At 42.6% G+C, this 12,474-nt stretch carries 14 protein-coding genes; 9 read left to right on the top strand and 5 right to left on the bottom strand.

Annotated features, from left to right (window positions below; genetic code table 11):
• Positions 1-4 precede the first annotated feature (4 nt).
• Positions 5-1,264: a UDP-N-acetylglucosamine 1-carboxyvinyltransferase gene (gene murA / locus G6R09_RS15065; protein ID WP_065167088.1), complete on the top strand. Its 1,260-nt coding sequence runs from the start codon at positions 5-7 to the stop codon at positions 1,262-1,264.
• Between the two features lie 113 nt (positions 1,265-1,377).
• Here murA and degS read toward each other — a convergent pair whose 3' ends face one another.
• The 3 genes from degS to zapG all read right to left on the bottom strand — a co-directional run bounded on the left by degS (position 1,378) and on the right by zapG (position 4,532).
• Positions 1,378-2,454 (bottom strand): outer membrane-stress sensor serine endopeptidase DegS, encoded by a 1,077-nt coding sequence (gene degS, locus G6R09_RS15060; RefSeq protein WP_065167037.1) that lies wholly within the window; start codon positions 2,452-2,454, stop codon positions 1,378-1,380.
• A gap of 140 nt (positions 2,455-2,594) precedes the next feature.
• Positions 2,595-3,965 carry a Do family serine endopeptidase gene (locus tag G6R09_RS15055; RefSeq protein ID WP_163923299.1) on the bottom strand — a complete coding sequence of 457 codons (1,371 nt, stop codon included), beginning with the start codon at positions 3,963-3,965 and terminating at the stop codon, positions 2,595-2,597.
• A 105-nt stretch (positions 3,966-4,070) separates the two neighbouring features.
• Positions 4,071-4,532: a Z-ring associated protein ZapG gene (zapG, locus tag G6R09_RS15050; protein ID WP_065167087.1), complete on the bottom strand. Its 462-nt coding sequence runs from the start codon at positions 4,530-4,532 to the stop codon at positions 4,071-4,073.
• A gap of 195 nt (positions 4,533-4,727) precedes the next feature.
• On the opposite strand from zapG, the gene zapE reads away from it, so the two are divergent.
• From zapE to sspB, 8 genes are all read left to right on the top strand, one after another.
• Positions 4,728-5,855, top strand: a complete 1,128-nt coding sequence (gene zapE, locus G6R09_RS15045; RefSeq protein WP_163923380.1) for a cell division protein ZapE — start codon at positions 4,728-4,730, stop codon at positions 5,853-5,855.
• Between the two features lie 288 nt (positions 5,856-6,143).
• Complete coding sequence (gene rplM / locus G6R09_RS15040) at positions 6,144-6,572, top strand: 50S ribosomal protein L13 (protein ID WP_060998308.1); 429 nt, start codon at positions 6,144-6,146, stop codon at positions 6,570-6,572.
• A 15-nt stretch (positions 6,573-6,587) separates the two neighbouring features.
• Entirely contained in the window at positions 6,588-6,980 is a 393-nt protein-coding gene (gene rpsI / locus G6R09_RS15035; RefSeq protein WP_060998307.1) for a 30S ribosomal protein S9, read from the top strand.
• 425 nt (positions 6,981-7,405) lie between these two features.
• Positions 7,406-7,996 (top strand): ubiquinol-cytochrome c reductase iron-sulfur subunit, encoded by a 591-nt coding sequence (petA, locus tag G6R09_RS15030; protein WP_163923297.1) that lies wholly within the window; start codon positions 7,406-7,408, stop codon positions 7,994-7,996.
• Positions 7,996-9,261, top strand: a complete 1,266-nt coding sequence (locus G6R09_RS15025) for a cytochrome bc complex cytochrome b subunit (RefSeq protein ID WP_065167034.1) — start codon at positions 7,996-7,998, stop codon at positions 9,259-9,261. The genes petA and G6R09_RS15025 overlap by 1 nt, the downstream gene beginning before the upstream one ends.
• Complete coding sequence (locus G6R09_RS15020; protein WP_163923295.1) at positions 9,258-9,995, top strand: cytochrome c1; 738 nt, start codon at positions 9,258-9,260, stop codon at positions 9,993-9,995. Before G6R09_RS15025 ends, G6R09_RS15020 begins: the two co-directional genes overlap by 4 nt.
• 85 nt (positions 9,996-10,080) lie before the next feature.
• Positions 10,081-10,719 (top strand): stringent starvation protein SspA, encoded by a 639-nt coding sequence (gene sspA, locus G6R09_RS15015; protein WP_065167032.1) that lies wholly within the window; start codon positions 10,081-10,083, stop codon positions 10,717-10,719.
• 2 nt (positions 10,720-10,721) lie between these two features.
• A complete protein-coding gene (gene sspB / locus G6R09_RS15010; RefSeq protein ID WP_065167031.1) occupies positions 10,722-11,228 on the top strand; it encodes a ClpXP protease specificity-enhancing factor in 507 nt (168 codons plus the stop codon).
• Positions 11,229-11,335: 107 nt separating this feature from the next.
• Here the strand turns inward: sspB and G6R09_RS15005 are convergent, their stop codons facing one another.
• A complete protein-coding gene (locus G6R09_RS15005; protein ID WP_065167030.1) occupies positions 11,336-11,878 on the bottom strand; it encodes a BON domain-containing protein in 543 nt (180 codons plus the stop codon).
• 3 nt (positions 11,879-11,881) lie between these two features.
• Complete coding sequence (locus G6R09_RS15000) at positions 11,882-12,472, bottom strand: phosphoheptose isomerase (RefSeq protein ID WP_065167029.1); 591 nt, start codon at positions 12,470-12,472, stop codon at positions 11,882-11,884.
• Positions 12,473-12,474 lie beyond the last annotated feature (2 nt).

The raw sequence follows: 12,474 nt of genomic DNA, 5'->3' as shown, positions 1-12,474 counted from the left end.
AATGATGCAAAAGTTTCGTATTCAGGGCAGCGGCCCATTAAGCGGTGAAGTGGCTATTTCTGGCGCTAAAAATGCAGCATTGCCAATTCTATTTTCCGCTTTACTTGCTGAAGGTCCAGTAGAAATTGCTAATGTGCCTCAGTTACGCGATATTGATACCACCATGGAATTACTGTCACGTTTAGGCGTGAAAGTGTCGCGTAATGGTTCATCAGTTGATATTGATGCTAGCGATGTTAACGAGTTTTGTGCGCCGTATGATCTTGTGAAAACCATGCGCGCATCGATTTGGGCATTAGGTCCTTTAGTGGCACGCTTTGGTCAAGGTCAAGTGTCATTACCGGGTGGTTGTGCAATTGGTGCCCGCCCAGTCGACTTACACATTGTGGGTCTTGAGCAGCTTGGCGCAACCATCACTCTTGATGAAGGCTACGTGAAAGCGTCTGTCGATGGCCGTCTTAAAGGCGCACATATCGTGATGGATAAAGTCAGTGTTGGTGCAACAGTAACTATCATGTCTGCGGCGACACTTGCTGAAGGCACGACGGTGATTGAAAACGCAGCCCGTGAACCAGAGATTGAAGATACAGCGGCATTCTTAAATGCCATTGGCGCTAAAATTACCGGTGCAGGTACGGCAACGATTACGATCGAAGGTGTTGATCGTCTTGCTGGTGGTTACCATGAAGTGGTTGCTGATCGCATTGAAACCGGTACATTCTTAGTTGCTGCTGCGGTTTCTGGTGGCAAGATTGTGTGCCGCAATACTAAGCCTGAACTGCTTGAAGCGGTATTGGCTAAGCTAGAAGAAGCTGGCGCACTGGTTGAAACTGGCGCTGATTGGATCAGTCTTGATATGACTGATCGTGAGCTTAAAGCTGTGAATATTCGCACCGCGCCGCACCCAGGTTTCCCAACTGATATGCAAGCGCAATTTTCGTTATTAAACCTAATGGCGAAAGGCACAGGTATTATCACTGAAACGATTTTTGAAAACCGTTTTATGCATATTCCAGAGCTTATCCGCATGGGTGCTCACGCTGAAATCGAAGGTAACACTGTTATTTGTGGTGATACTGATGGCTTAAGTGGCGCGCAAGTGATGGCAACAGATTTACGTGCATCAGCAAGCCTTGTGATTGCGGGTAGTATTGCTAAAGGCGAGACCATTGTTGATCGTATTTACCATATCGACCGTGGTTATGAGTTCATCGAACAAAAGTTTAGTGCACTTGGCATGAATATCGAACGTATTTCTGCATAAACCATTTTGGTTTAGCTCTAAAGTGTTAATAAAAAACCTCGCATATTGTGCGAGGTTTTTTTATTGCTACTTTTATTATTTATTTGATATCAATTACTAATGCTAATGATTGGCTATTTGGGTGGGTTCGCCATTGGCGGCCGATTAGCAACAGTGACTGGAATCATCATCGGTTTACCGTCACGTAATATCTTCACTTGAATATGCGTGCCTGGGCGAATATCTGTCACGATATCACGGACACTTTGAACATTAGTGACTTCTTTACCTGCAATTTCAATCACAATATCATTTTTCTTAAATCCAGCTTTTGATGCCGGACCGGTTGGGTCCATACCATCAACGATAATGCCATTGACCTTGGCTACATCATAAAGCCGTGCCATTAATGGATTGATCTCACGCCCTTGAATACCGATCCAACCGCGAATCACGCGACCATCAGCAATTAATTTTTGCATGATCTTAATCGTTAGCTGATACGGAATAGCGAATGAAATACCATAGGTTTCGATATTGGTTGCCTGTTGGAAAGAGGCGGTATTAATACCAACTAATTCTCCGCGAGTATTGACTAATGCACCGCCGGAATTGCCTTTATTAATCGCAGCATCCGTTTGCAGAAAATCTTGCGGGCCATAGAAACTCATACCTGATCGGCCAGTGGCTGAGATGATACCAAAGGTCGTGGTTTGACCGAGATTGTAAGGGTTACCAATTGCCAGAACCACATCACCAACAGCGGCTTTATATTGCGGGTTAACAGGAATGACGGGTAAATTATCGGCATTAATTTTTAATACCGCTAGATCAGTTAATTGATCTAAACCGATCAATTGCGCATTGAGAACACGACCATCTTGTAGGGCAACAATGATTTGATCTGCATGGGCAACCACATGGTAATTAGTGACGATATAGCCTTTATCACTCATGATAACGCCAGATCCTAACCCTTGGGTCCGTAACTCACGTTCTTCGCTATTACTGTTGTCATAGCGGCGATTATAAATATTAACCACGGCTGGTGAAGCGCGGCGAACGGCATAATTAAAAGAGAGTGGGGTTGAACCGTTATCGGGTAATGATAAGGACACTGGCGTCGTTGGACGTAAATCAGGGACGGCAATCAGCACTATAATTGCAGTAATAAGGCCAAGAGCAATAGAGCGACCAAGAAATGCCAGCATTAACTGTCCTTATAAAATGAGAAATAAAAAAGGTGCCAACAGAATAGCACCCCCTCTAGAGCGAGACCAACTTTTGGCACGATTGTGATGGTTAAATTAACGCAATATTATTCGTGTCGTGATCGCGAATATAATGATGGTTAACGAATAATAATATATAACACATTATTGCCTCGTTGAATTTCAAGTGCGATCACTTGCGGTGGGTGCTGCAACAGTTTACGCAATTGGTTAAGGTTACTAATTGGAGTGCGATTGAGCCCAATAATAATGTCACCTTTGCGCAGCCCTGATCGCGCCGCGAGTGAACCTTGAGAGACTTTACTTACTTCAACGCCGTGAGGCTTACCGTTAACTGTAACATCAGTGAGTTGGGCGCCGGTTAAGTTAGTGTGAATATCATCAGCTTTAACAATATTATTTTCACTGGCACTCAGAGTCACCGTAAATTGTTGTAACTTACCATTACGCATAACTTGTAAGGTTAATGTTTTTCCTGCTCCAAGTGTGGCAACTTTGGCACGTAACTCACTGAATGAGCGAATAGGATTGCCATTGACTTGAGTAATAATATCACCCGCTTTTAAGCCTGCTTTTTGTGCTGCTGAATTAGGCATAACTTGGTTTACAAACGCACCCTTATTAGTGCTATAACCAAAGGTTTTGGCAAGTTCTGGTGTCAGTTCACGACCTTGAATGCCAAGGGTTCCTCGCTGAACACGACCAAATTTAATTAATTGTGAGGTAAGGTTATTGACCATATTTGATGGAATGGCAAATCCAATCCCGACATTGCCTTTATTGGGTGCCAGTATTGCGGTATTAATGCCGATCAGCTCACCGTTAAGGTTTATCAATGCGCCACCAGAGTTACCACTATTGATTGCCGCATCGGTCTGAATGAAATCTTCTATATTTTCAAGGTTCAATCCACTTCGACCTAATGCTGATACTATGCCTGAAGTCACCGTTTGTCCGAGCCCAAAAGGATTACCAATCGCGATCGCAAAATCACCTACTCGTAATTTATCTGAATTAGCTAATTTAAGCGCGGTCAGTTTTTGAGGGGTTTGTATTTGCAGTAAGGCAATATCCGATGCTTTATCACTGCCAATCAATTTAGCCGTGACTTCATGACCGTCATAGAGTTGTACTAGTATTTTATCGGCATTATTGATTACATGCTGGTTGGTAACAATATAGCCTTGGTTGGCATCAATGATCACTCCAGAACCTAAGCCGCGAAAAGGGCGCTCTTGAACTTGTTCGGCAGGAAAATTGGGACCAAAGAAAAACCGATAAGCTTCAGGTAGTTGTTGCTTTGAAACTTGCTTGCCTTCAATTGCGATACTCACCACAGCAGGTGTTACTTGCTCAAGCATTGGCGCTAGGCTAGGCATCAGTTGATTATTAACAGCAACAGGTAACGCAGCATTGGCAGTGACTGGCGGCATTAGAGCGCTAATCGTTAATGCTAATGCGCTAATAACAAAAAGGTTTTTTTTACGCATGATGTAACTCCAACTTAATAAGTTAAAGTATGACTTATTTGCTGGAATTAAGTTCCCCCACTATGATGGTTTGTGGGGGGGAAGTCTTAGTATTGAGATGAGGCGCTAACTGACTTTTGCAGTAGCTTCTGTTGTGGGAATTTCATCACTTCGAACCGTTGCTGGCTTATCGTTAAATAGCCCTGTTGCACCGTTAGCATAATCACGGGGTTGGTGATCCATGACTTCATCTTCAATCGGTTGAGTATTTTTAACCGACTCTAGACTGGTAATACGTTGTGCAAATGGATTATCTTGGGTCGGTAAATTTGGCATAAGTTCGGCGGACGTTTTCGCCATATGCTCATATAACTTACTGTAATCCTTAGATACGTTATCTAATAACTCCGCACTACGAGCAAAATGGTCGACCAATTCTTGGCGATATTGCTCAAGTTCATATTTTGATTTATCAAGATCTTTTTTTAGTGATATTTGTTGATTTTGGTTCTTGTTGGTAACGCGACTTACTAGGGAGCCAACAAAAATTCCAACAATGAAAATAGCAACTGCAATAATCCAACTCATAGCCATGATAATTCCTTGTAATTTGGGTGTTAATACGTGTTTTCTTAGTCAGAGTACTGTTTATTTATAAGTAATAACGCTATTACTATACCTTGAGCAGGTTGCGCATGATACTGATTCAATCATATATTATGACTATTTATGCTGCAGTTTTATGGCAATTAAGATGTAAAGGAATAACATCAAATGAATCAGCTGACGCCGCTCGACAAATACCATGCAGATCTACAACGTGTCGATTTTTTTGCCGATCCTGCTCAAGCCCAGGCGGTTGCTCATTTAGATGATCTATACCATCGATTAATTGCCCCTGCTGCTCCATCACCAGCCACGACGGAATGGCAACGGTTATGGTTAATGACTAAATCATTGTTTAAAACCACAACAACTCAAGCAGAAATCGTGCCAGTTACGGGGCTGTATTTTTGGGGCGGTGTTGGACGGGGTAAAACTTACCTGGTTGATACCTTTTATGAGTGTTTACCGACCGAACGAAAATTGCGGATTCATTTTCATCGTTTTATGTACCGTGTCCATCAGCAGTTGCAACAGCTTGATGGCACTGAAAATCCATTAGAGCATGTGGCGGATAATTTTAAACAGCACACTGATATTATTTGTTTTGATGAGTTTTTTGTCAGCGATATTACTGATGCAATGATTTTAGCAACATTACTTGATGCTTTGTTTAAACGAGGCGTTACGCTGGTGGCAACATCCAATATCGAGCCCGATGGTTTATATCGAAATGGTTTGCAACGTGCACGATTCTTACCTGCGATTGAGCTTATTAAGCAATATTGCCAAGTAGTCAATGTTGATGCTGGGGTGGATTATCGACTACGGACATTGGTTCAGGCTGAAATTTATTACTCGCCATTAGGGCAGCAAGCGAATGCTAATTTAGCACATTATTTTGAGCAATTGACAACGGAGCCACGCCAGCATAATAAAAGCATCATCATTAATCAGCGCTCGGTGATTGCACAACGTGAAGCAACAGGGGTGGTACAGTTTAGCTTTCAGCAGCTATGCCAAACAGCGCGCAGTCAAAATGACTATATTGAAATTGCACAGTTGTACCATACGGTATTGCTTGCCGATGTACCGCTAATAACAGAGCAAGATGCCGCGCGGCGTTTTATCGCCATGGTTGATGAGTTTTATGAGCGTAACGTGACATTAATTATCTCTGCAGCAGCGCCATTAACTGAACTTTATACCGAAGGGCGGTTATTATTTGAATTTAAACGTTGTTGTTCACGTTTAATTGAAATGCAAAGTGAACAATATTTAGCAAAACCTCATTTAATTGATGAATGACGAATACGACTTAGCCATGCAATTTGAGCCGATTAACACAGTTTTGATTGTGATTTGTTGGCCTAATTATCAATTTCAGACGGTTAATATGAAAAAAAACCATTTTTTTTGGGAAAAAAGGTGATTTTTTCCGCACCCTTCTCTATAATCTTGCGACCCACCGTACCTGTATGGCGAAAGCCAGGAGTGCCACCCACTCGAAGGGGTGATGACTGGGCTCTTAACAGAGGGATCATCATTTGATGGTTCTAGTAAGTGAAACTATTTAAATAATGGGTATTAATTAGCATGAAAACTTTCGTTGCTAAACCAGAAACTGTAAAACGTGACTGGTATGTTGTTGACGCTGAAGGTAAAACTCTAGGTCGTCTTTCAACTGAAATCGCTTCTCGTCTACGTGGCAAGCACAAGCCGGAGTACACTCCACACGTTGACACTGGTGACTACATTGTAGTTATCAATGCTGAGAAAGTAGCAGTAACTGGTGCAAAGCGTACAGATAAAATGTACCACCACCACACTGGCTTCATCGGCGGCCTTAAGTCAATCAGCTTTGATAAGCTAATTGCTAAGAAACCAGAAATGGTTATTGAAACTGCTGTTAAAGGCATGCTTCCAAAAGGTCCTCTAGGCCGTGCTATGTTCCGTAAGCTTAAAGTTTACGCGGGTACTGAGCACAACCATGCTGCACAACAGCCTAAAGTACTAGACATCTAATTGGGAATTATGACAATGGCAGAGAATCAATACTACGGCACTGGTCGCCGTAAAAGCTCAGCAGCTCGCGTTTTCATCAAACCGGGTACTGGTAACATCGTAATCAACAAGCGTAGCATCGAAGAGTACTTCAGCCGCCCAACAGCGCGCATGGTAGTTCTTCAGCCTCTTGAGCTTGTTGGCATGACTGAGAATTTTGACCTATACATCACTGTTAAAGGTGGTGGTATCACTGGTCAATCTGGTGCTATCCGTCACGGTATCACTCGTGCTCTTATGGAATACGATGAAACTCTACGTCCTGCTCTACGTTCAGCTGGCTACGTTACTCGCGACGCTCGTTGCGTTGAGCGTAAGAAAGTTGGTCTACGTAAAGCACGTCGTCGTCCACAGTTCTCTAAGCGTTAATATTACGCTTCCAGATTTTTATCTGGTTTACTGTGTACAGAAAAAGCTCAGCCCTCGGGTTGGGCTTTTTTTTTGAGTATTTTTTAGAAAGTATTGTTCATTATTGTTAATAATATATTTTCTCGCACCTCGCACCTCGCACCTCGCACCTCGCACCTCGCACCTCGCACCTCATATCCATATCTTCCATCACGTTTTTAACTAATGCTTGATGCATAATAACGATAACTTGCCTGTGTTCGATATTTACCGCTAAACAATGATGTGAACTTGTGAATATATTGAGCTTTACATATTCTTAAAATGTTGGCGATAAATTGAAACTATAGCAATATTGTTACTGCGGTATGTTTGGATAGATTTGTATCTAAGCGTTAGGGATATATAAAAATAACAATCCAAGCAGGAGCTATTGGAGAAAACGGATGAACAATGTGCGAATAAGTAATGGAAGACGTCGCTTTCTAACGGCAACAACCTCGATCGTCGGCGGTATAGGGGCAATAGCGATTGCTGTGCCTTTTATTAAATCATGGAACCCAAGTGAGAAAGCCAAAGCGGCAGGTGCCCCCGTTGAAGTAAACATCAGCAAATTAGCTGATGGGCAAATGATTCGAGTGGAATGGCGCGGCAAGCCTGTATGGATAGTACGTCGCAGCCAAGCAGTATTACAGCAATTAGCTACTCATGATGCTCAGCTTCGTGATCCTACCTCTGAAGAGCCACAACAACCACAATATGCGCAGAATTCACATCGTTCATTAAAACCTGAAATATTTTTAGCTGTTGGTATTTGTACCCACTTAGGCTGTTCGCCGACCTATCTACCCACCAGTTTTAGTGATCAAGTGAGCGGTGTTGCTGCTGGCTTTTTTTGCCCCTGCCATGGTTCAACCTTTGATATGGCTGGGCGAGTGTTTGCAGGAGTGCCAGCACCGCTTAATCTGGTGGTACCGCCATATCAATTTCTAGACGACAACACTATTTTGGTTGGACTTGATAAGGAGACGGTGTAATGGCTGGCTTAGTTAATTGGATTGATCAACGTCTACCTATCGTAAATGCATATCGTAAACACTTATCTCAATATCCAATGCCAAAGAACTTTAATTTTTGGTATGTGTTTGGCTCTTTGGCGATGTTAGTCCTAGTTAATCAGATCATTACCGGTATTTGGTTAACCATGAATTATGTGCCATCAGCTGAAGGTGCCTTTGCCTCGATTGAATACATAATGCGAGATGTTGAGTATGGATGGCTACTGCGTTATATGCATTCGACCGGAGCCTCAGCTTTTTTTGTGGTGATATACCTGCACATGTTTCGCGGCTTAATTTATGGTTCTTATCAAAAACCGCGTGAACTATTGTGGTTATTTGGCATGCTAATATTTTTAGTGTTGATGGCTGAAGCTTTTATGGGGTATTTATTGCCATGGGGACAAATGTCTTATTGGGGGGCGCAGGTGATTATCTCACTGTTTGGTGCGATCCCTGTGATTGGCGATGATCTTACTTTATGGATCCGTGGTGACTATGTTATTTCTGGCGCAACCTTAAACCGTTTTTTTGCTCTACACGTGATTGCATTGCCGTTAGTACTGTTACTGTTGGTGGTGTTACATGTATTAGCACTGCATGAAGTAGGTTCAAATAACCCCGATGGTATCGACACTAAATTACCCAAAGGTAGCCAAGGTGATGATCATCAAACCCAGTTTACTTTTCATCAAGACTACACTAAAAAATACGACATTATTGATTCGATTCCGTTTCATCCTTACGGCACTGTTAAAGATCTGATTGGAATTGCAATATTTGGGTTGTTCTTTAGCTACGTGATCTTTTTTGCTCCAGAAATGGGCGGCTATTTTTTAGAAGCGCCAAACTTTGAAGCCGCTAACCCAATGAAGACCCCTGAACATATCGCTCCGGTTTGGTATTTCACTCCCTTTTATGCCATTTTGCGTGCAGTACCCGATAAATTGTTAGGGGTTGCAGCAATGGGCGCTGCGATCGTGTTTTTGTTCTTATTACCGTGGTTTGATCGCTGTAATGTGCGCTCATTTCGTTATCGTAGCAAATTGCATTTGGCTAATTTAGTTCAATTTACCATCAGTTTTATAGGCTTAGGTATTCTGGGATCTTTACCTGTTACACCGATATTCACCTTGTTGGCGCAGATATTTAGTTTTACCTATTTCATGTTCTTTATTGTGTTGTTTTTCTACAGTAAAAATGAAGCGACTCAACCGCTACCAAAGAGGGTGACATTCAAATGAAACAATGGATTGTAGCATTACTGGTTTGGCTGCCGACATTGGCCATTGCGGGTGGAGGCAATGTCAGTTTGCAAGCGGCGAATAATGATTTGACAGATAAAGCCTCGTTGCAGCGAGGAGCACAATTGTTTGCCAATTATTGTGCAGGTTGTCATTCAACCCAATATCAACGTTATGAGCGTGTAGCCACTGATTTAGGCATTCCTGTTGAACTTATGCAGCAGCATTTAATGTTTAATCCCCAAGCTAAAATTGGTGATTTAATGACGAATGCGATGTCTGAACAATATGCTGCAGCCTCGTTTGGCGCACCAACACCAGATCTTACGATGGTGGCGCGAGTGCGTGGTACCGACTGGTTATACACTTACTTACATTCTTTTTATGCTGATCCTAGCCGTCCATTTGGGGTTAATAACAGCCTTTTTCCAAGTGTTGGTATGCCACATGTACTTGAAGAACTTCAAGGGGTACCGCGTAAGATCTATGAGACTCAGATGATCGACGGCAGTCCGACTCAAGTATTAATGGGGATCGAAACTGATGGCAGTGGCGAGTTAACCCCGCAGCAATATGATGTTGCCGTACGTGATTTGGTTAACTTCTTAGATTATTCTGCCGAGCCAATGAAGCTTGAACGGCAGCGGTTAGGGCTGTGGGTAATGGGGTTTATTAGCTTATTTTTAGTATTAACAGTGCTGTTGAAGAAAGAATATTGGCGTGATGTCCACTGATAAGGTAATCTAGTGGGTTAAGAATCTCGCAATGGGGGCTTGAGCCTCCATTGCTTTTTGTGTATTAAATATACTGGAGGGGTTGATGGCTGTTGCTGCCAATAAACGCTCTGTGATGACTCTGTATTCTGATGCTTCAGACATCTACAGCCATCAGGTGCGTATCGTACTAGCCGAAAAAGGCGTTAGTGTTGAAATTGAGCTGGTTGATCCAATGAGCCTGCCGGAAGATCTGTTAGAATTGAACCCATACAGTTCAGTTCCAACATTGGTTGATCGCGAATTAGCGTTATACCAAGCTAACATTATCATGGAGTACTTGGATGAGCGTTTCCCTCACCCACCTCTAATGCCTGTTTATCCTGTTGCTCGTGGTAATAGTCGTCTGATGATGTACCGTGTTGAGCGTAACTGGTACTCACTGGCTGACAAAATTAACTCAGGCACTGCTGATGAAGCTGATAAAGCACGTAAGCAATTACGCGAAGAGTTATTAGCACTAGCACCTGTATTTGCTGAATACCCATTCTTTATGAGTGACGAATTTAGCCTAGTTGATTGCTACCTTGCACCACTATTATGGCGTTTACCTGAAATGGGTATTGAGCTAAGTGGTACAGGCGCTAAAGAAGTGAAGGCATATATGACGCGCGTATTTGAACGCGATTCATTCCTTGCTTCTTTAACTGAAGCTGAGCGTGAAATGCGTTTAGCTGGCCAGTAATTATGGATATGGAAAATATGACGCCGCGTCGCCCTTATTTGTTACGCGCGTTTTATGATTGGTTGGTTGATAATGATCTTACTCCACATCTCGTCGTTGATGCGATGTTACCTGGAGTAAAAGTACCAATGGAGTTTGTGAGTGATGGTCAAATCATCCTCAATATTGCTCCTATGGCTGTGGGCAATCTAGAATTAAGTAATGAAGCGGTCAGCTTCAGTGCTCGTTTTAGTGGTCGTCCACATTCAGTTATCGTACCAATGTATGCAGTGTTGGCTATCTATGCGCGTGAAAACGGTGCTGGAACGATGTTTGAGCCTGAAGCTGCATACGATACTGAAACCGCTATCTATGATGATGAACACGCGTTAGCAGAAGAAAACGCCGATGATGTTGTGTCTCCTACAGCTTCTCCCTTTGCCGTTGTAACAGAAACGGTTGATGGTGATGAGCCAGATGATGAGCCACCACGTCCTCGTGGTCGTCCAAGCTTACGTGTGGTTAAATAACGTAGCCGTTAACGAACCGAAAATAAAAACGCAGCCATTGGCTGCGTTTTTTTATGATTGTAATAACGCTACGGTTTAATAACATTATTGCTTAATAACATTATTGCTTAATAGCGTTGTGGTTTTTCAAACAGCGTAATCACGTGCTCAACTCCAGAAACATTGCGTGCAATATTAGTCGCGATTGCAGCTTGTTCGGGAGCGACATAACCAAGTAAAAATACACGCTTATTTTCAGTGATCACTTTGATTACCACATTAGTCAGTTGCTTACTGGCAATTAACTGTGATTTCACTTTAGTGGTTAACCATGCATCACGGCTAATACTTGTCATGGTCAACAATGGTCGCACTTGGATTTGATTGTAAATACGATCAACGCCAGTGATACCACGAATTTGGTCAACAAATGTTTGTTTAAGCTGTTGCGATGTCGCTTGGCCAACTAACAATACCGTGCCATCAAGGGCAACACTATCAACACTGAGTTGCTTGGTATACTCACGAGTATGAGCAACGCCTGCAATATCCATTTCTATTTTCTGATCTTGCCAGTGCTGACCACTATTGCGTGGATCTTGAGTTGAAAAAACAGAACACCCAGTTAGAGATAAGCTTGAAATAACGACAAATGCCACTAACCACTTCATTAATTAGCCTTCGTGATGAGGAAATAAAACTTGGTCAATTAAATCACATAAGCAATGAACTGTTAATAAATGGCCTTCTTGAATACGTGCTGTGCGTTGTGATGGAATACGAATTTCGACATCTTGCACACCAAGTAAGCCTGCCATTTCACCGCCGTCTTTACCAGTTAAAGCAATGATGGTCATATCACGAGTCAGCGCAGCTTCCATTGCTTTAATGATGTTTTTACTGTTACCACTGGTCGAGAGTACCAACAAAATATCACCCGCTTGACCAAGGGCACGCACTTGCTTTGAAAATACTTCATCGTGGTGATAATCGTTAGCGATAGCACTTAATACGGTGGTATCAGCAGTTAAAGCTAATGCTGGTAGGCTCGGGCGCTCAATTTCAAACCGATTGATTAAGCATGAAGCCAGTTGTTGGGCGTTAGCAGCAGAACCACCATTACCACAACTTAAAATTTTATTACCATTTAATAGGCTTTGTACCATTGCTTGAGCAGCTTTAGAAATCGCATCAGGCAGGGCTTCAGCAGCAGCGATTTGGGTTTGAATACTTTCGGTGAAACTTTCTCGAATGCTATCTAGCATGA

It is taken from the genome of Photobacterium sp. Alg240-V54, from assembly GCF_900537155.1.
Classification (GTDB): Bacteria; Pseudomonadota; Gammaproteobacteria; order Enterobacterales; family Vibrionaceae; genus Photobacterium.
This window is presented reverse-complemented; position numbering and strand designations above follow the sequence as displayed.